General features: G+C 40.5%; 15 protein-coding genes, 1 pseudogene, 1 riboswitch and 1 other annotated feature. Of the genes and pseudogenes, 3 read left to right on the forward strand and 13 right to left on the reverse strand.

Going from position 1 to position 19,861, the window contains the following annotated elements:
- Entirely contained in the window at positions 1-405 is a 405-nt protein-coding gene (gene mntA, locus M8E35_RS08380) for a type VII toxin-antitoxin system MntA family adenylyltransferase antitoxin (RefSeq protein ID WP_252468395.1), read from the reverse strand.
- 952 nt (positions 406-1,357) lie between these two features.
- Here mntA and M8E35_RS08385 point away from each other — a divergent pair.
- On the forward strand, positions 1,358-2,530 hold the full coding sequence (locus tag M8E35_RS08385; RefSeq protein WP_252468396.1) for a 4Fe-4S binding protein: 1,173 nt from the start codon (positions 1,358-1,360) through the stop codon (positions 2,528-2,530).
- Between the two features lie 161 nt (positions 2,531-2,691).
- On the opposite strand, the gene M8E35_RS08390 is transcribed toward M8E35_RS08385, so the two are convergent.
- The 4 genes from M8E35_RS08390 to M8E35_RS08405 form a co-directional block, all read right to left on the reverse strand.
- Positions 2,692-3,042 (reverse strand): DUF2200 domain-containing protein, encoded by a 351-nt coding sequence (locus M8E35_RS08390; RefSeq protein WP_252468397.1) that lies wholly within the window; start codon positions 3,040-3,042, stop codon positions 2,692-2,694.
- Positions 3,043-3,496: 454 nt separating this feature from the next.
- On the reverse strand, positions 3,497-3,823 hold the full coding sequence (locus M8E35_RS08395) for a HepT-like ribonuclease domain-containing protein (protein ID WP_252468398.1): 327 nt from the start codon (positions 3,821-3,823) through the stop codon (positions 3,497-3,499).
- On the reverse strand, positions 3,820-4,110 hold the full coding sequence (locus M8E35_RS08400) for a nucleotidyltransferase family protein (protein WP_252468399.1): 291 nt from the start codon (positions 4,108-4,110) through the stop codon (positions 3,820-3,822). The genes M8E35_RS08395 and M8E35_RS08400 overlap by 4 nt, the downstream gene beginning before the upstream one ends.
- Before the next feature lie 782 nt (positions 4,111-4,892).
- The gene (locus M8E35_RS08405) at positions 4,893-6,605 is read right to left on the reverse strand and encodes a CocE/NonD family hydrolase (RefSeq protein WP_252468400.1); all 1,713 of its coding nucleotides are present in this window, start codon (positions 6,603-6,605) and stop codon (positions 4,893-4,895) included.
- A gap of 669 nt (positions 6,606-7,274) precedes the next feature.
- On the opposite strand from M8E35_RS08405, the gene M8E35_RS08410 reads away from it, so the two are divergent.
- Positions 7,275-7,919, forward strand: a complete 645-nt coding sequence (locus M8E35_RS08410; RefSeq protein ID WP_252468401.1) for a TetR/AcrR family transcriptional regulator — start codon at positions 7,275-7,277, stop codon at positions 7,917-7,919.
- 297 nt (positions 7,920-8,216) lie between these two features.
- Positions 8,217-8,447, forward strand: a complete 231-nt coding sequence (locus tag M8E35_RS08415; protein ID WP_252468402.1) for a hypothetical protein — start codon at positions 8,217-8,219, stop codon at positions 8,445-8,447.
- A 67-nt stretch (positions 8,448-8,514) separates the two neighbouring features.
- On the opposite strand, the gene M8E35_RS08420 is transcribed toward M8E35_RS08415, so the two are convergent.
- The 8 genes and pseudogenes from M8E35_RS08420 to M8E35_RS08455 form a co-directional block, all read right to left on the reverse strand.
- Positions 8,515-8,988: a hypothetical protein gene (locus tag M8E35_RS08420; protein WP_252468404.1), complete on the reverse strand. Its 474-nt coding sequence runs from the start codon at positions 8,986-8,988 to the stop codon at positions 8,515-8,517.
- Between the two features lie 728 nt (positions 8,989-9,716).
- A complete protein-coding gene (locus tag M8E35_RS08425; protein ID WP_252468406.1) occupies positions 9,717-10,202 on the reverse strand; it encodes a pyridoxamine 5'-phosphate oxidase family protein in 486 nt (161 codons plus the stop codon).
- A 65-nt stretch (positions 10,203-10,267) separates the two neighbouring features.
- A riboswitch (guanidine-I (ykkC/yxkD leader) is annotated at positions 10,268-10,369 on the reverse strand.
- A 233-nt stretch (positions 10,370-10,602) separates the two neighbouring features.
- Positions 10,603-13,704 carry an isoleucine--tRNA ligase gene (gene ileS, locus M8E35_RS08430; protein WP_252468407.1) on the reverse strand — a complete coding sequence of 1,034 codons (3,102 nt, stop codon included), beginning with the start codon at positions 13,702-13,704 and terminating at the stop codon, positions 10,603-10,605.
- Between the two features lie 55 nt (positions 13,705-13,759).
- Positions 13,760-13,998 (reverse strand) — a binding site (T-box leader).
- Positions 13,999-14,299: 301 nt separating this feature from the next.
- Positions 14,300-16,948 carry a pyruvate, phosphate dikinase gene (gene ppdK / locus M8E35_RS08435; RefSeq protein ID WP_252468408.1) on the reverse strand — a complete coding sequence of 883 codons (2,649 nt, stop codon included), beginning with the start codon at positions 16,946-16,948 and terminating at the stop codon, positions 14,300-14,302.
- Entirely contained in the window at positions 16,941-17,762 is an 822-nt protein-coding gene (locus M8E35_RS08440; protein WP_252468409.1) for a pyruvate, water dikinase regulatory protein, read from the reverse strand. The genes ppdK and M8E35_RS08440 overlap by 8 nt, the downstream gene beginning before the upstream one ends.
- Positions 17,763-17,964: 202 nt before the next feature.
- Positions 17,965-18,603, reverse strand: coding sequence for a transcriptional regulator CcpN (gene ccpN, locus M8E35_RS08445; RefSeq protein WP_229245485.1), 639 nt, complete (start codon positions 18,601-18,603; stop codon positions 17,965-17,967).
- Positions 18,604-18,998: 395 nt separating this feature from the next.
- A pseudogene (locus tag M8E35_RS08450) lies at positions 18,999-19,465 on the reverse strand (kinase/pyrophosphorylase); the annotation flags it as partial.
- A gap of 184 nt (positions 19,466-19,649) precedes the next feature.
- A partial coding sequence (locus M8E35_RS08455; RefSeq protein ID WP_252468410.1) for a hypothetical protein occupies positions 19,650-19,861 on the reverse strand: 212 nt, incomplete at its 5' end.

Here is a 19,861-nt window from a genome sequence, read left to right on the forward strand (position 1 = left end):
TCATAACCCCCTATCAACAATGCGTCGGAAAAATGCTTCCTGATGCTCTTTTAAACAAGGTTCAAAGTCCCAATAACGGGACCGTGTTTGTGTCTCTAACTCCACTCTTAGGCACTCATTACGACTAATAAGCAAGACACCTTCCTGCACGACAGCGTAACGCAAAGGTAGGTTTGCCTGATCCCAATCCACTAAATCGATGGCATCCGTTTCAAGACTTTCAGCAATTATGGAACGAATATTTAATTGTTCTTTCCATGTCATTTCTTTATTATATTTAACTGCAAAATCCCAATCGCTTAGAGGAGTCCCTTTTCCCTGTGCGCGTGATCCGAACCAGTACACCAGCTCAATCTCTGGAAAGGCTGCAATCGCCCCTTTGCATTTTTCCATTAACTTATCCATCACTTTGACCTCATTTTCCTCATTAGTTAGGCCTTATCAGTACGTACATCATACACTAGCCAATTTAATTATACCAAAATAAGGTATTAAGACAACTATTCTTCACCTTTTTATATCCTATTCTAACCTAGGGGGGATGATAATGGTGCTATTTTTTATTTTGGTTTTATTTTTGGGGTACCTATTAGCAGCACTATTTTCTGAATCGTGGAGGTCCAGATTCTTACTATCATCCAATATATAGGAATAGTTGTCTTAAGCGGTTTAATTAAAATCACAAAAGACAATACCCCCACTATTTTTGTGCCTAAACTCTCAAAGCCTTGGTGTATAAGGCTCTGGAGGCTATTTCCAGCCCATTTGTTGCTTTAATCTATTGCCCCTTGTTGATTACCGCCGCCTGAGTGACTGCAAACACTTTAAGACCAATCCGGTTTTTTACTATTATGGAACACTTTTTATACTTACAAACTGAATTACTGATAACCATATCCCTATATGTCTCCAGCCCTGTACCTGCTGACCCCCTTGAACAGTAAATATGAAGCACACCCTGTTAACATTGTAGCCAAGATCACCAAAACAATTACTCTTGTTACCTTTTGAATGTGCAAGTTCATAACATCTCAAACTCAGAATGTATCTTCCCTCAATAAATATTGGAACCCTCCCCCGAAACGCTTAAATTCACTTACTTTTGTACTACTTGTGTAATACTTTTGACACAACTAAAGCTTAGAATATAGCCATCAGGTTAAAACATACTAAAGCAAAAGGGGCGTGTATTTATGAAAAACTTCAAAAAGACGAGAATTCCGATAGTCCAGCAATATCAGTTCTCAAGGAGAGATATGCCAGCGGGAACTTAAGTTCGGTCGAGTTTATAAAAATGCGTGATACGATTATATAACTGGTCATTGAGCCAATAAAATTTGAGATGGAGTGCTTAACTTTGAAAAACTCTAAAACAAGTGTGATCCTATCATTTCTTGCAACAGTTACTCTAATTCTTGTCTTATCTTTTTTTGTTACACAGATTTTCGGTGGTCATTCCGAAAAAGCGCCCGTTCCAAAGTCTGTTTCAGTGGGTTTAGATATGACTATTTCGGAAATTTCAGCGATCAATCACCTGAATCCTGAAACTGTGAAGGATGCCCTAAATGTTAAAGGTCCTTCTGATTTGTCAAAAACGCTGAGAGAACTCAGCATAAGTGAAAAAGATGCTAATAACATGATTATTAAAGAACTAAATTTTGAGGGTGAAGAAGCCTCAAAAAACGCAGTACTTATTGGTACGAAGTTTATTCTTTGGGCTGTGTTATTCGCAGTCGCTTTCGTGCTTCTAAGGCGTGGCAAAATAACGCCTACCATCAGGAAATATCTATTATTTGCATCCTTTATCATTTTTGGAGTAATTTTAGGTCCAGAACCTAATTCGATGTCTACGGTAAAGGATATAGTCTCTGCTTATGCAATCAAAGGGATCTTCTTTCCACCTAGGTTAGTTGCACTTTTAGTCTTCTTGCTTGTTGTTTTTTTAGCAAACAAATTCATTTGTGCTTGGGCCTGCCAGTTTGGTACCCTGCAGGATTTCATTTTCCGATTAAATAGGAATTCAAATGATAAGACCGGTGTATTTAAGCAATATAAACTTCCTTTCGCAGTTTCAAATACGATCAGAGTAGTCTTCTTTTCAGTATTTATAGTAATAGCTTTTATCTGGTCGATAGACATCATTGAACCAATCAATCCCTTTAATATATATAATCCTGCAGTTCTTACAATAATAGGAATTGTATTTATTGCCGTGATTTTAATAGGAAGTCTCTTCATTTATAGACCCTGGTGTCACTTTCTCTGTCCGTTTGGACTCGTTGGGTGGATGGTTGAGAAATTTAGCTTCTATAAGATTAAGGTTAATTATGATACCTGTATATCCTGCGGAGAATGTTCGAAAGCGTGTCCCTCAGAAGTTATGGAAGCGATCTTGCAGCAGCATAAAATAACTCCAGACTGTTTCTCCTGTGGAAGTTGCATAACGGCTTGCCCGACAAAATCAATAGAATTCAACAAGGGGCATAGAACACCAATACCGAAAGGAAAGTTTAAAGCCGCTAACCACTGAGGACATTGATTATTAGAGACTAAAAGGATTAAATTCAAACTATGGGAGTTGATTTTTACAAGGACATAATTCTTAATGATTACCTTACGGTAACCTTCTATTTCCTGACGCTTATCTTGACACTTTTCATAAATCAAAGGAATGCTCTTCCGTTTAGATATTTATTTTCTTAAAATCTTTTCCATCGATTTTCCCTTTGCTAACTCATCGATCAGCTTATCCAAATAGCGAATTTCCTGCATAGTTGGTTCTTCGATGTCTTCCACTCGGACACCGCAGACTACACCTTTGATCAAAGCCCGCGAAGGATTCAGTTGGGGAGCTCCCGCAAAGAAGGTCTCAAAGTCTGTCTGTTTTTCCAGCTGCGCTTCTAACTCTCCCTGGCTATATCCCGTCAACCAACGGATGATTTCATCAACTTCTGTTTTCGTCCGTCCTTTTTTCTCCGCCTTCGTAACATAATGGGGATAGACACTCGCGACACTCATTGTATAGATATGATGCTTGGTCATGATACATCCTCGCTTCTATGGTTTTCTTTATTGTATAACGAAAAATAGTCGGCTTCAAACGAGCCTTATTTTCCTCTCATAGTTTCTCACCACCGGCAACGAATTAATCGGTAAACGAGATATCAAAAACACGGATTCAACAACAACCGATTTTTAGCCCATGGCAATGATTTTGCGGCCAAGGGCCGCTCCTATGGATAAAAACCCGACCACGGTAATTCAAATTCAAATTCAAACTCGGATTCGAATTTGAGAAAAAACCAGACGGTGATCAATTGGCAGCTAACTCAACCCCATTTTCTGTAAAATACTTCAATTACTTATTATCTAATGTAAATCCTCCAGAGCCTTCGGTGAGTATTCCACTTTTCCCATACTATAATCCCAATGAAGCTTCTACTTCATCAGCAGCCAAAACTCAAAATAAAAAAGCACTGAAACAAAGGTCCAGTGCTTAACCTAATAAATCTATTATCTTAGTTTTAAGTTGAGGCAACTCGTTCTGTACCACATTCCAAACAATTTTCAGGCTAACTCCCATGTAATCATGTATTAACACATCGCGTAGTCCGGCCATTTGCCTCCATGGAATTTCTTGGTGTTTTTCTTTAGTTCCTTGTGATACTCTTTTGGTAGCTTCTCCGAGTATTTCGAGATTCCGAATAACCGCATCCTGAATGAGGTCTGAACTCATGAATTTTTGTTTACCAGAGTTAGTATATGTTTCAATCTTGACGATACACTCCAGGATGTTTTGAAGAAATACCTTGTCATCTTTCATATAGGTCTAGCCTCCTGTGCTATCTTGTCCTTTATAGTCCAATGCACAGAATCCGAAGTGACCACATCAATCTTTCTACCTAAAATTTCTTCTAAATCATATTTCAATGAGATAAGGTCAAATAAAGAACAATCATCTCTACAATCAACCAAAAAGTCTATGTCACTTTCCGTGTTTTCCTCTTCTCTGAGTACAGAACCAAATAGTTTAACATTAAACATTTTGTAATGTGACGCAATACTAATAATCTGATCACGTTTACTAATGATATCTTTAATAGCGTGCATTCAAATCACCTCAGAAATATTATACCGTATTTTTCCATAATTATAAATGCCTTTGAACACTATCATTCCTAGTTTAGTCATAGATGCCCGGTGCCAAGGAACCCCTACCGGACAAGGTGCATAAGATAAAAAGACAGACCAAGCTTGGCCAGTCAAAATCCATAATATGGGGGGTAATGTCTATCATTTCGTCAGGGGTGGAAAACCGAGATGGTTCGAATTAATCGGCAAACGAGATATCAAATCAGGGATTTAACAACAACCTATTTGTATAACCCGCCCTTGTATTAAAGCCTACCAGACGGGAAAATGCCCTGCCAGCCTATTGCAGTGATTTTGCGGCCTAAGGGCCGCACCGATTAAAACCCGACCACGGTAATTCAAATTCGGATCCGGATCCGAATTTGAGAAGAAACCAGACGGTGATCAATTGACAGCTAACTCAACCCCATTTTCCGTAAAACTCATTATCTAATGTAACCCACATGCCTTGAGGATACAAAAGTTCACTGGTTTTTAATGTTTTACAGGCGTCTGGGCAGCTGCTATCATATTAGACCAATCTCAATTTTTCACCATTATAGAACACTTTTAATTATCCGTTGCAAAAATCGTTTTATACTACTCAATAGTGTCAATTAACTGGATAAAATATCTAGCATCCTATAAAAATGAGACGTGTTCAGAATGAGAGGTCAGGCTTAGGCTTCATAAAACTCCGATTTGATTCACTTTTGAAATAGTTAAAGATACCAGTGAAATCAATGCTTAGCTGTAGTGGGCTAAAGTGCTGGTATTATTGGGAGCATTAAATACGAATCAAATTCCTCTCCTGTATGTATGGTAACATCTGCCTCCCAAACTCTATCATCCCCTGTCTGAGTTATTAACGCACATCCACTTTGATTTTGGCTTCCAATTTCTAAAAGTAACCAATTCCCTTTAGCTACAACGATTGCGCTATCCCATATCTCAATGTCTAAGGGATAGACTTCCCCTGGAATCAGTTTTTGGAACTCATCGAAGGTATAATAAGGCTTATAACCAGTTGATAATTCATCATCTGTTTTACGTAAAGAAGCACGCAGCCAACCCTGACTAATTGGGAATTTCTCTGTTAATGCTCCTGAGTTAACTACTTCTTTGCCTAAGGAGTCAATGTTGCGCAAAGACACAAAAATATCCATATCCTCAATAGTTGATGAGGCCCATAAACGAAGTTTGATAGGTCCGAGTATCTCTGTTTCGTTCTCAAATGGAGCAGTTTTAAACATTACACGTTTGGAATTTTCCTCGTCTCTCGAGAATACTTTCATCATAAAAGGTTTTGCCCAATATTTTGACTCGCGATCCTTATCTCCTTCATAACAAACCTGAGCCTTGGATTGTGCGGGTTCTTCCGTAAGCATTTTCGAACTCGCATCAAGGTAAAATCGAGTCCATTGGGTGCGTTTAAGCGGATATTCATTTTCATAGCGCCATGTGTAGTTATTACCCCCGCGAGGAATGGCAAGCTTCACTTTGGGTTCTCGCATGATACCGGTATCCATTCCTTTAAGCCAATAATCCAGGAATTTTTTCTGCAGCGCACGACCCTCAACAGTGTAAAACGCACCGACATGACTGCCTATATGCACTTCAAGCCACTTGTTCTCCGATGCTGCATTCTGAAAACCCAGGAAATTTCCGCGGGTATGCATTCCGGCACTAAACCAGTTACTGGCTGATAAAACAGGTACCTTTACCTTACTCAAATCAGAAAATCGATTTTTCCAAGCTTTATCACGCAGTGGATTGTTTTTAACTACCTCTGTAAATTCAACGCGATTAGCCTGTAATTGCTCTTCTGTGTACTTTCCATCCGGATTGTATTGACGCGTCAAGATCCCATTTTTCCACCAGAAAGAAAGAAAGCCGTTCGCCTGTATTCCGCCCGGATAACAGAATTCAGCATAATAATCCACTGTACCTTCCCAAGGTACAATACAGGTTAAATGAGGGGGTTGTTCCGATGCTACAGCCCATTGGCTCATAGCCAGATATGATATACCAAGCAATCCGATCTTACCATTGCTCCATGGCTCTGTTCCAGCCCATTCAATTGCATCATAATAATCCTTCTTTAAAGATTCTGACAATATATCCAGCTTTCCCGGAGAATTTCCGATACCGCGTTCATCTATCCTCAATACGGCATACCCTTGGGGTACCCAGAATTCAGGATTTGGAGTTTCCCAGCTAAGTAAAGGCCCTTTATCTTGCGAATGAGAATATTCTATTGCAATCGTCGGATTAGCAGGAGCAAATTGAGAAAAGTGCACATCTTTTCCATACGGACACATCGTCATAATTACCGGAAACCTGCCATCTGACTTTGGCTGATAAAGATTTGCTGCAAGGTAACTTCCGTCCCGCATTGGAATTTGTATCTCTTTCCAGGTAAGTTCATAGAAGTGGTTGGTCCTTTCGTTAATGTCTATATTAGGTTGATTCATTGTTTTCCCTCAATTCGTTTAAGTTTAAGCTAAAGCTAAAAGCAAACTACACTTTATATTTTTTTATGAAAGTCTTTCTTTAAGCCAGTCAATCAATAAGCATTCTACTTCTGTTACCCACATTCGCATGATTCTTAAGAAATTGTAAAACCACCCTGATGCATTTTCCATTTCAATTTCTTGAAAACAGTGATCAAAATAAAGAGATTCTCACTGGCCGGGACCATCAATTAAGTATACTGTTATTCCCCTTTCAATAAAGTGTGTTGCATAACATCCTTGGCAAAGGTTGCTCGATAGGTTTCTTTCTGAGTTCTGCTACCTTAATGCACTCCTTCTCTATTATTGGTGCATTAGTACATTTGTACTAATGCAAGTATATTAGTACAAATGTACTAATGCAAGTCTTGTCCTTCCCTAAAATCTACCTTACCCGATGATTTGCTTCTATTATCTCTTAAATACTTTAGTTTTCTTATTGAACTATTTTTTTAATTCTGCTAATAAGACGTTTTTTAAATAGTACATTATTTACTTTTTCTATGAAGACCAATTTGTGATATAATTTCTTTTGATTTCAAGTGCAGGTTACTACAAGACATTACCTGATAACAGATTATTTAACCTTGAGCAACTTGAGACACTATAACAATACTTGATGACATTTATATGTTATCTGTAAAGGATATTATGATGACTGTTAATTTAAAAGAGAAAATTATTGAAGCATCAATTGAATTATTTAATAAAAAAGGATACGCTCATGTAACCATGAGGGATATTTCTGATGTTCTGAATATAAGTCCTGGTAATTTGACATACTATTTTAAAAGGAAAAAGGATCTAATGATTTGCATTAGTTCTATGCAATACGAAGAATACAAAAACTTGAATTTTTCGTCGGATGTTTCTATCGAAGGCCTGAATCAACTATTTTTAAGCCTTAACGCATTTCGCGAAAAATATTTCTTTTATTTCTCTAGCTTTACTGAGTTACCCAAGTTGTATCCTGAAATATCAAAAATACAGATCAAAGTTGTTAATGAGTTCTATACTGTGTATAACAACATATTTTCTAACTTTGTTAATAATGGCATTATGAAGAAAGAATTATATGCCGGACAATATGAAGATTTGTCAATTTCTTTATTATCATTAAGTATGTATGGAATACAGGAAATAATTCTTCTTAAGAAATTTCTTGCAAAGCAGAAAAATATTCTATCAATTCTATGGAGCCTTTTATTACCTCATCTAACAACTGAAGGGATGGAAATGTATAATAAACTAAATGCACCGAATAAAATATCCTAATATCTTCATCGGGTTGCTAAATCCCCCAAAGCCCTTTATTGATCAGCCCTTCACAAACCAACAATGTTACTGAGCCTCAGGGCTATGTTAGGATTAATGAAACCACAACCGCCCTATGGTTTTGAATTAGAGTATGGTGCTCAAGAATTTATGTCCCAAATCTTTTATCTGCTACTTATATCCTTTTTAATAGTATTCAACCAAGTTCCGGAGTAACAATTGAATGGCAAAACGGATTGCCGATCGGTGTCTTGGGGTTGGTTCAAAATATGCCATTTTTCGATCAGGCCCTTGTCAATGTGGATGTTAATATATAGAAGTATTATGTTGAACAACGTGACAGGAAAAGGCAGTATTGAGTTTAGTGGTCTAGGATTTGGCAGTATTACTAAAGTTAAGGTCGATGGCCTTGATTATACATCTTTTCAAGGTACTACAGTAACAACTTTAAACGGTACCCACAGTTACAAGTCTTTTGGAATTAACAAACCTCAAACCGTTCTGGAAAGATACCGGAGCGGTTGCTAATTTCTTTCCAGATAAAACTCAAGTAGAAAAGAGCCCAAGGGCTCTTTTCTGTTAGTTCCGTCGTTTGTTAGCAATCGGTTGCAAGTGGAGTAATTACCGGTGGGAAAGTCAGTAAAATCTGCGCTACAATTATCATTTTTTCTTGGATTTTTTTGAATTGACCTTCTTCAAAAGGTCCTCCTTGTAATGCTACCCGGTCGAGTGTTTCATCCATTTCATTAATCTGACTGAATACTAGTGTTACTGTCGGCAATCTGTTAAGAAACTCAGTGCTGACCATGTTAAACTCAGACAGATCGCCCGCAATTAACTTGTCCTTGGTCGAAAACCCGGAAGGAAGCGTTGTGGTGCTTAAAAACTCATATTCTTGCTGCTGTCCAAATAGGGTCGGCGGTAGTACAAGTGCACTGCCGAGGTCAACAACACATGACCAGGGCACATCAATAACAAAATCATTAATAGTACCTTCAACTGTCGTTGCAGTTTGCCGAATTGCTTGGCTGAATTGAATGTCCTTGCGGACAAAGCCGCCTAAAAACAATTTTGGAGTATCAAGTGGTACACCGGGTACTGTGGGTGGGAAATTAAAGAAACGGCTCTGAGTTATTTTCAGGGGTCTAACTAAAAAGGACTTTTGGGGTGCGAAACTTTAGTCATTTTATATAGGGGCGATCTTGTCAAACCTATTTGTTTTATCACATATAATTATATATGACTTTCAAAAAGTGTTCCATAATTATTTTATAAAGTGTGCCGTAATAAACGTATTTTATCTCCGACATGCCACCTAAACACAATTTTTCATATAAAAACAGGGTGCTGGTACGCTAAATCCTTAAGATTTTAGCTACCAACACCCTATTTTTTACACTTATAAAATTACCTCAGACACCTATGACATAAGGCTTTTTCACACTTTCGCTAACATTCTGACGATTGGTCTTTAGCCTTTTATCGCGGCCTGGGCAGCAGCTATCATAAAGGACCTATTTCATTTTTCAACATTATGGAACACTTTTAATTATCCGTTACAAAAATCGTTTTATACTACTCTATAGTGTCCTCTTCTTTTGGGACTTCTTCTTTTGGGACAACACGCCAACCGTGAGCTTTGAGTTTCTCTATATAAGTTTCTATTGTAATTTCCTCGATTTCTAACGCAAGAAGATGTAAAGAAACAACAGGATGAAATCGGACTCAATTGTTTTGTGAAGACTAACAATTACCATTTCATATTCTTCACCACTTTATAAATAAAGGCTCTGGTAATTACCTTTTTACTTTGACGTATTCAATTGCTTCCTTGCCAGTAATGTGCTCGACGTCAATCGCAATAATATAAACTTGCGAACATCCGGTTATTTCCTTATGTTTGGCCTCTTCAGGCTGATCTGCTGAATACTTTTCAACTAACGCCTTAATAGCTTCCAGCCATTCGTCGCCTTCCACAATTCTTGCTTTACCAAAAGCAAGAACGCTGCGGAAATAACTGGTAAATTTTTTGCTTACTATCGTATCTTCATCTATTACTGAAAAAGATACCTTAGGGTTCTTCATTATAGCATCGATTTTATGTCCGGCTTTTGCTGAATGAAAATAGATTTTTTCATTGAAGTAAACATAGCTGAGTGGAACTGCGTAAGGATAATCTTCATCACCTAAGCATGCTAGGACACCATTTGTGCATCTGTCCATTACAGCTACGGTGTCTTCCATTGATAATAATTGCTTACCTCTTCTCATTTCTCTAAACATTAGTTATTTCCTCACTTTCATAGCATAATGATCAAGAAATAAAAAAACCGGAAGATATATATAATATCTCCCAGGCTTTTATCCTTCCGTGTACACAGTAAACTGTGCGTTTTATCTCGGTCCAGACCAGTTCTTTTTAAAACTGCGGAACCCTATAAAACTTCATTAAATAGTACCATATGTCATCAACTATTTCAAGATTACGTCGATTGGTCTTTGTTTCTAACCGCGCCTGAGCAGACACTATCATAAAGGACCAATCACCATTTTTTGCTATTATGACACACATCTTGCAACCATTTATTTTAACGGGACAAAAACGAGGCTGTAAGCAAATAATCGCTTCCAGCCTCGTTCTTTCTACTACAATTTAGGTCCCCTGCCTAACTCTGGAACACTCCTACAATTTCTCCAGCTTCAAGCCTGTCTCATGACCGTTAAGATTCTGCTTTTCCAAGCTAGCATCCTTTATTCTCTTAATATAGTTTGCTAGAGTCTCTTGTTTTATATAGTCTTCATATAATTTGACAGCCTCAGCTATTTCCTCATCGCCATCATAGTATATTTCGATTCTATCCATCATTTCATAGTCATTAGATTTTCTCATTTGCTGTACCTTGGAGACAAACTCTCGCGCATACCCTTCATCGATCAACTCTTTGGTAAGCGTTGTATCCAGGATTACGAATAAATTGTCCTCCACGGTCATTGTAAAGCCTTCTTTAGCCGCGATCGTAGTGATGACATAGTCCTTAACTAAGTCTACGCGTTCGCCCTCTACCTCAATCGAAATCGTTTCACCAGCTTCTAATCTAGGCACAACAGAAGAGGCATCAAGGGCTGCCAGTACTTTGCCTAGTGATTTTACTTTAGGTCCAAAAATCGACCCTGCTACTTTGAAATTAGGCTTTAAGCTAAAGTTCATATACTCGCTTAAATCCTTGGCAAACATGACCTCCTTAACATTAAGCTCCTCCTTGATTAAGGGAAGCATGTAGTCAATCAGTTGTTCATATTTACCGTCAATTAAGATCTGTTGGACAGGTTGTCGCACCTTGATTCTGACCTGTTCCCTAGCCGCTCTGCCTAAGCCCACTAGATTTCTCACCAGATCCATTCTAGTTTCCAACTCGCCATCAATCAGGCTCAAATCGGCGACAGGGTAATCCGCTAGGTGGACAGATAGTTCATCGGTCAAGCTTCGATAGAGTTCTTCAGAAATATAGGGCGCAAAGGGAGCCACCAGCTTGGATAATCCCACGAGTATTTCATAAGTCGTATTGTTGACGGCTTTCTTATCATTCGTAAGCTCTGAGCCCCAGAAGCGTCTGCGCGAGCGTCTTATATACCAGTTCGAAAAATCCTCATTGACAAACACAGTTATTTTTCTTACTGCTTTGGTCAAATCAAAGACCTTCATATCTGACTCGACGCCTTTTAGAAGGCTGTTATACTTTGATAGTACCCATTGATCAAGCTCGGGTCGATCCTTGTAATCAATAAAGAAGTCCCGTGGGTCAAGCTTATCCGTTTCGGCATACAAGGAAAAGAAAGCATACACATTTCTCATCGTACTGAAAAATTTACTCTGTACTTCCTTGATCCCTTCGATATCAAATTTCGTTGGACTCCAAGCCGGAGAAACATGAAGTAAATACCATCTTAAAGCATCCGCTCCATATTGATCAAACAATTCAAACGGATTGACCGTGTTTCCTTTGGACTTAGACATCTTATGCCCATCCTTATCGAGAACCAAATCGTTCACTAAGACTCGTTTATAAGGTGCAACTCCCTTGATGAAGGTTGAGATCACAAGTAGAGAATAGAACCAGCCTCTCGTCTGATCAATACCCTCACAGATAAAATCGGCGGGAAAGAGCTGATCAAAGTTCTCGCTATTTTCAAACGGATAGTGATGCTGAGCAAGCGGCATGGAACCACTGTCAAACCAGCAATCAATGACATCTTTCACCCTAGTCATTGTCCCGCTACATTTTGAGCATTTAATGTGAATATCATCCACAAACGGCCGGTGCAATTCAATCGTTGTTTCCTCCAGCGTTTCCACCGCGTTTTCTACCAGCTCTTGTCGAGAGCCAATCGATGTGATGTTTCCGCAATCGCATCTCCAGATGTTAAGCGGTGTTCCCCAGTATCGAGTTCTAGACAAGGCCCAGTCATTGGCATTTTCCAGCCAGTTGCCAAACCTTTTTTCTCCGACAAAATCGGGATACCACTCAACGCTTTTGTTATTCTCAACCAATTGATCTCTAAATTTTGTGACTTCGATATACCAGCTTGGTTTAGCATAATAAAGGAGTGGGGTCTGACATCTCCAACAGTGAGGATAGTTATGCTCCATTTTTTCTTTCTTAAATAATTTTCCTTCCCCGTGCAACCATTTGATAATATCGAGATCCGCATCCATGACAAAGCTGCCTTTCCATGGAGTGGTTACAAATTTTCCTGTTTCATCAACAGGCTGAAGCACTGGCAGATTATACTTCTTGCCAATGTTGTAATCGTCCTCCCCAAAGGCTGGGGCAGTATGAACAATTCCCGTGCCATCCTCTGTCGTTACATAATCGCCGACCGTAACAAAGAAGGCCTTCTTATCCGCTTTTACAAACGGCATTAACTGCTCATATTCTATGAACTCAAGATCTTTTCCCATGATTTCTTCCAGAACTTCAAACTCTTCTCCCAATACTTTATGGGACAAAGTCTTGGAAACATAATAAATCTCCTCATTTTGCCTCACTCTCAGATAGATTTCTTGAGGATTGACAGTCAGTGCCACGTTCGAAGGAAGCGTCCAGGGCGTCGTCGTCCAGACCAGAAAGAACTCTTCAACCTCTTTTCGCTTAAACTTTACGAAGACGGTGTTAGTCTTTATTAACTTATAGCCCTGGGCTACTTCATGGGAGGCCAGCCCAGTTCCACAGCGTGAGCAATAGGGTAGAATTTTGTGTCCTTCATAGATCAAACCCTTTTTGAAAAACTGATCTAGGATCCACCAGACGCTTTCAATATAATTATTATCAAGCGTTACGTACGGATGGTCTAAATCAATTGAATATCCCATTCGCTTGGTCATATCTCGCCATTGCTTCTCATAGCTGAACACTGATTCCCGACATTTCTGATTGAACTCCGCAATTCCATAGGCTTCAATTTCATGCTTGTTAGTAAGTTTAAGTTGTTTCTCTACTTCGATTTCCACAGGAAGACCATGAGTATCCCATCCAGCCTTACGCTTGACTTGATAGCCCTGCATGGTTTTGTATCGGCAAACTGAATCCTTTAGAGTTCTGGCTATAACGTGGTGTATGCCTGGTTTGCCGTTGGCGGTTGGAGGTCCTTCATAGAACACGAAAGGTGTTTTACCCTCTCTGGTTTCGATACTTTTATCCAGGATCTTATGATCATTCCAGTAATCTGCTATTTCACTTTCCTTTTTCGCTACCGGCAGATCCGTTAGCGGTTTGAAGTTAGACATACTCATCTTCCTTTCGTATTGGGTAAATAACATCAAAAAGCCCCTAAGTCAATGACTTAGGGACGGATTATCCGCGGTACCACCCTTGTTATTAATGGATAGGTTTAATTAAAAGCAAAACAATATCCATTAATCGCTTAAAACATGTAACGTATGCCTACGGAACAGCTTAGATTATTTCAGCCGTCCAACTCCAAGGTGATCTTCATAAAAAACCTTCGTCATAATCTTTCACCCGAGGATTATGTCTCTAAAACCCAAGTCCTTTATTACTATCCTTTTCACAGTTGTTATCCATATTTTAACCTATATCCAAACGTTTAAACCCTACTCATCATATTCCAATTTCTCGAACATTGTCAAGAGCACTCTAACTTTCTATTTGGTACAGTACACTAGATTTCCTCAACGCATTCGGGACATCACTTTACTTTGATTCTTCTAACAATCGCAGTGAACATGTAGACTGGCTCAAAATCTATCAAGCAAAAATAGGGCACTGTCTCTTAAAATCACTAAAAGACAATACCCTACTTGATTTAGTACGCATACCTTCTAACCCTTGATGTATAAGGCTAAGCAAGCTATGTCTATACTATTTCCCTTGATTCTTTATCGCCGCTTGGGCGGCAGCCAAGCGAGCTATAGGCACTCTAAACGGTGAACAGGAGACATAATCCAGTCCAACGATATGGCAGAATTCTACAGAATTAGGTTCTCCACCGTGCTCCCCACAAATACCTAAGCCGAGCTTAGGGTTTGTGCTTCGCCCAAGATTTACTCCTATGCCAATTAGCTTTCCTACCCCATCCCGATCAAGTACGACAAAGGGATCAGTTTTCATAAGCTTCTTGTCCAGATAGATGGGCAGGAACTTCCCTTGAGCATCATCACGAGACAGGCCCATTGTCATCTGCGTGAGATCGTTTGTCCCGAAGGAGAAGAAGTCTGCGACTTTTCCGATCTCATCCGCCAAGAGAGCCGCCCGGGGCACCTCTATCATGGTTCCAACTTTATAGTGGATATGGACGTTTTGCTCGCTCATAACCTCAGCTGCCGTGTCATCAACCAGCTTACGCATCATAATAAATTCTTCTTTTCCCATAATCAGCGGAATCATGACCTCAGGGTGAATGTCATACCCTTCCTTTAGCAACCGTGCGCTGGCTTGGAAAATTGCCCGGGCTTGCATTACCGTGATTTCCGGGAAGGAAACACCCAGACGACAACCTCGATGACCAAGCATCGGGTTAAGTTCAGATAAGGCCCGAACATTGCGCAGTAGGGACTCCTTGTCATGTAATGATCCCGGATCAGCTTTGCTCATTCTTAGTTTTGTAATGTCCACGACCAACTCCTCAGAATGGGGAAGGAATTCGTGAAGCGGCGGATCAAGCAAACGAATGGTTACAGGGAAGCCCTGCATAGCCTTTAAAATTCCGTAGAAGTCTTCTTCCTGCATAGGTAAGAGCTTAGCTAAGGCGTCTTCGCGATCCTCTAGGGTTTGGGCCAGAATCATGTCTTGGACAATGGGAATCCGCTCAGGATCCATAAACATATGCTCTGTACGAGTCAACCCAATCCCGACCGCTCCAAAATCTCGAGCGTTAGACGCTTCGGTCGGACTGTCTGCATTCGCCATAACACGCAGTCTAGAGATTTCATCCGCCCAACCCAAGAACTCTTTAAACCCTTCACTCAGCTCCGGATCGACCATAGAAACTTCTCCCTTAATCACTCTTCCGGTTGCCCCATCAATGGACATGATAGTTCCATGAGGGTACTCTACCCCATCAATAACCACTAAACCCTGAGTATAGTCAATCTTTAAGGCGTCACATCCGCAGACAGCAGGTTTGCCCATATGGCGAGAAACAACCGCTGCATGGCTCGTCATCCCCCCGCGACTGGTCAAAATTCCTTGAGCAGCTAAGATACCGCGAATATCATCAGGCGTCGTTTCAGTCCGCACCAAAATTACTTTCTCACCAAGATTTCCTAGCCGTTCTGCCTCTTCTGCACTTAGGACAATCCTTCCGGAAGCTGCTCCAGGAGAAGCAGGGAGCCCTTTTGCCAGCACTTGCAACTTGGCATCCGTATCCATGCGGCGATGCAATAAATGCTCCAATTGGTCCGGTTCGATTCTCATAATCGCTTCTTCTTTAGTGATCACACCTTCATGGAAAAGTTCCACTGCCACGCGAATGGCGGCTGACGCAGTTCTTTTACCATTACGTGTTTGAAGCATGTACAGTTTGCCACGCTCAATGGTGAATTCAATATCCTGCATGTCCCGATAATGACCTTCCAAGCGTTTCGAGAAATCCACAAATTGTTGATAGATTTCCTGATTTTCCTTGGCCAAGGTAGCAATCGGGTTGGGAGTCCGTATCCCAGCCACCACGTCTTCCCCTTGAGCATTCATCAGATATTCCCCATAGAGAGCACTTTCCCCAGTCGATGGGTTACGTGTAAAAGCCACACCCGTTCCTGAATCCGAGCCCATGTTGCCGAAAACCATGGATTGTACATTAACGGCGGTTCCAATTTCATGGGGAATACCGTTAATTTTACGATACACATTAGCGCGATCATTATTCCATGAACGGAAAACTGCTAAAACGGCCTCCATTAACTGAGCTCTAGGATCCATGGGGAATGGTTTGCCGGTTTTACGTTCGATCTTTTTCTTATACTCAATGACCATCCATTTAAGGCTCTCTGCTGAGAGCTCGGAGTCATAGCGAACCCCTTGTTTCTCTTTCGCACTTTCCAAGATCTGTTCAAAATTATAATGTTCTACTTCTAAGACGACATCCCCAAACATTTGGATAAATCGGCGATAACAGTCCCAAGCGAAACGTTCGTTTTGCGTGTTTGCGGCTAAAGCTTCTACAGTGTCATCATTAAGTCCTAAATTGAGAACGGTATCCATCATGCCTGGCATTGAGAATTTCGCCCCGGACCTTACAGAAACAAGGAGCGGGTTTTTCTTGTCTCCAAAGAGTTTGCCGGAAGCCGCCTCAACCTCTGCCAAAGCCGGCCACACTTGCTCCCAAATCCCTTCAGGGAAAATCTCGCCATTGCTGTAATATTCATTGCAGGCTTCCGTGGTAATTGTAAACCCTGGGGGTACCGGTAAACCGATTTGGGTCATCTCCGCTAAATTAGCCCCTTTTCCTCCCAACAAATCGCGCATAGAGGCTTTACCTTCTTGAAATAAGTATACATACTTCTTATCCATTTCTGTCCCCCTTAAATAATATTTCTAATACAATGCTCGCGGTTTCTTCAACTGCTTTGCCAGTAGCGTCAATAATTGGGCAACCGATACGTTTCATGATACCTCGGGCATATTCCAACTCTCTCATAATGCGATCTAGGTTGGCATAATCCGCTGTCGCGCCTAAACCAAGAGTTTTTAAGCGCTCAGTACGAATTTGGTTGAGCAATTCAGGCCTTAACGTTAAACCAATTACTTTCCGCGGTGAAATACTAAAAAGTTCCTCTGGGGGATCAACTTCTGGAACCAAAGGAATATTCGCAGCTTTGAGTCCTTTATGTGCTAAATACATACTAAGTGGCGTTTTCGACGTTCGAGAGACGCCGATAAGGACTACGTCTGCAAAAAGAACCCCGCGAGGATCTTTACCGTCATCGTATTTGACAGCGAATTCAATCGCTTCTACTTTCCGAAAATACTGTTCATCCAGACGATGGATAATGTTCGGCGTATGAGTTGGATCCATACCAGTTTGACTGGACAAGGCGCCAATAAGCGGACCTAGTATATCAACTGTTTTGAGCCCCTTTTCTAAAGCCTTACTCTCCAAATACTCTCGCAGATCTTTGAGTACAAGGGTATAAACTAAAATGGCTTGTTCAGCCGCAGCTTCTTCCATAATATCTTCCAAATGGGTTTGATCCCTTACATAGGGAACCCTGCGAATTCGAGTCTTTACACCAATGAATTGTGCCGCTGCCGCCCGACTTACAAACTCAGCCGTCTCACCTAGGGCATCTGAAATGACATAAATAACAGACGTTTGGGTCGTCACATTTTCACCTCCGAATTATTCGAAGTCCCACAGACTTCCGATTTTTAACCTTATGCCCCTGATCTCCGCATTAAAACTAACCTAACAGTCCTGATTACCGGCTTCAATCTCGTGTAACCGCTCTCGAACTACGAAATATAAACTACAGATCCGACCTCTGGATTGGCCTCTGCCCTCTGACTTCCGGATTGCGACCTCTGGATTACCTCGTTTCCGCAATCTCCACAAAGAGCTTTGTGACATTTGTCTTTGTAAACCGGCCCACGACCTCATAACACTCATTCCCGCTCTCATCTACATACCCTTCTACTACCGGCAAACTGTCAACCTGATGTTGAACTAATTTTTTAGCTGCGCTCAAGACGGGTTCGTCTAAGGTTGTCATGTAGATGTTTGGCATTCGTGTCATAATAACACCGACCGGAACCTGTTGAAGGTCGATTTTTCCTAAAGAGGCTTTCATAATATCTTTTCTGGAGATCATTCCCAAAAGGACTCTGTCTGCCCCAACAACCGTCAGACTTCCGACGTTTTGCGTGAACATCGCAACCGTTGCTTCGTAGATACTCGCATCTTCCAGTACAGTGACAGGCATAGACTTAAATGCGCAGACTCGGAGTTGGAGCATGCGTTCCATAATTGGGGAAGGTCCGAGATCTTCACGATAAGAATACCCGACGCGTGGCCTAGCCACTAGGACCCCTGACATAGTCAAAACAGTTAAATCCGGGCGCAAAGTAGCTCGCGTCAAATTAAGCATTGCTGCAATCTTCTCGCCCGTGATAGATCCCGAATCTTTCACGATCTCCACTATTCGCTGTTGCCGTTCCGTCCATTCCAACCAATTTCACCTCTTATGTTATTGCTCTACCTCAATGTGACATACTAATAAAGTTTAATTCGATCGATTATATCATATAATATTATTAATTGACTAGATGGTGAACATATAATAATTAATTTGATTAAATTCAAGCCTCAAGTATTGCTTTACATCCCATATGAAAGCAAAAACAACTCAAATTATTTCGTTCTCGAATTTTTCAGAAGAAGAATAACGGTTTGAAAAATTCCCTTTTCCCTGGTATTTCTAAAGATTCCTTTCTACTTAAGAAATCGTCTGTTTCTACTAACGCTAACGTAGTTTAAGACCGAAGTTATACAGGCAAGAATAGCTGCCAGCAAAGTAAGACATTGAGCGAGAAGAATCATAAGTGCCATCCTCCTTATATTTAGCTATCTGTATAGAGAGCGCTTTCTTAATACAATGCTCGCGGTTTCTTCAACGGCTTTGCCGGTAGCGTCAATAATTGGGCAACTGATACGTTTAATGATACTCCGGGCATACTCCAATTCTCGCATAATGTGATCTAGGTTAGCATAACCTGCTGTTGCGCCTAAACTAGGTTTGAAGCACTTAGTTCGAATTTAGTTGAGCAATTCAGCTCTTAGCGTTGAGCCAATCAATTTTGCGAGGTGAATACTAAAAAGTTTATCCGGAGGAGCAACTTCTGGAACCAATGGAATATTCGCCGCCTTGAGCCCTTTATGTGCTAAATACATACTAAGCGGTGTTTTCGAGGTTCGAGAGACGCCGAGAATCTAAATCTGCAAAAGATCCCCCCACGAGGAACTATGCCATCACCGTATTTAACAGCAAATTCAATCGCTTCTACTTTCCGAAAATACCGTTCATCCAGACGAGAAAGATGTTCGGTGAGTTGGATTCCAAACTTCGTCATCTCTCCGAGTGCATCTGGAATGATATAAAAAGCAGACGTTTGGCTTCTGGATTGAAATTTCTCTGAGCAGCAAATTTTAAAAGTGCTTCATGGGATCCTTTTTTGTTGTTCCTAAAAAAACAAGTTGGAGAGTAAAATCTACAAACTACTTTGTGATTTTACTCTCCAACCTATTCTCGAAGGGAAAAGGAGCTGCCTTTTCATCAATGTCCTCGGACATTAATAAACTGGTCCCCATGTCAAGGACATTTTGAAAAAGGGGCATTATAAAATCAAGATATTTCATATACACTCCTGATAAGGAGGAGATATGACAAAAGCACTGGTTGTTGCATCCCTGCGGATACAATTTCCAGT

The organism is Desulfosporosinus nitroreducens (assembly GCF_023897015.1).
Classification (GTDB): domain Bacteria; phylum Bacillota; class Desulfitobacteriia; order Desulfitobacteriales; family Desulfitobacteriaceae; genus Desulfosporosinus; species Desulfosporosinus nitroreducens.

Coding starts and splice junctions, on each gene's coding strand:
- mntA (WP_252468395.1), bottom strand. CDS start 405: ATGGATAAGTTAATGGAAAAATGCAAAGGGGCGATTGCAGCCTTTCCA.
- M8E35_RS08390 (WP_252468397.1), bottom strand. CDS start 3,042: ATGACCAAGCATCATATCTATACAATGAGTGTCGCGAGTGTCTATCCC.
- M8E35_RS08395 (WP_252468398.1), bottom strand. CDS start 3,823: ATGAAAGATGACAAGGTATTTCTTCAAAACATCCTGGAGTGTATCGTC.
- M8E35_RS08400 (WP_252468399.1), bottom strand. CDS start 4,110: ATGCACGCTATTAAAGATATCATTAGTAAACGTGATCAGATTATTAGT.
- M8E35_RS08405 (WP_252468400.1), bottom strand. CDS start 6,605: ATGAATCAACCTAATATAGACATTAACGAAAGGACCAACCACTTCTAT.
- M8E35_RS08410 (WP_252468401.1), top strand. CDS start 7,275: ATGTTATCTGTAAAGGATATTATGATGACTGTTAATTTAAAAGAGAAA.
- M8E35_RS08415 (WP_252468402.1), top strand. CDS start 8,217: ATGTGGATGTTAATATATAGAAGTATTATGTTGAACAACGTGACAGGA.
- M8E35_RS08425 (WP_252468406.1), bottom strand. CDS start 10,202: ATGTTTAGAGAAATGAGAAGAGGTAAGCAATTATTATCAATGGAAGAC.
- ileS (WP_252468407.1), bottom strand. CDS start 13,704: ATGTCTAACTTCAAACCGCTAACGGATCTGCCGGTAGCGAAAAAGGAA.
- ppdK (WP_252468408.1), bottom strand. CDS start 16,948: ATGGATAAGAAGTATGTATACTTATTTCAAGAAGGTAAAGCCTCTATG.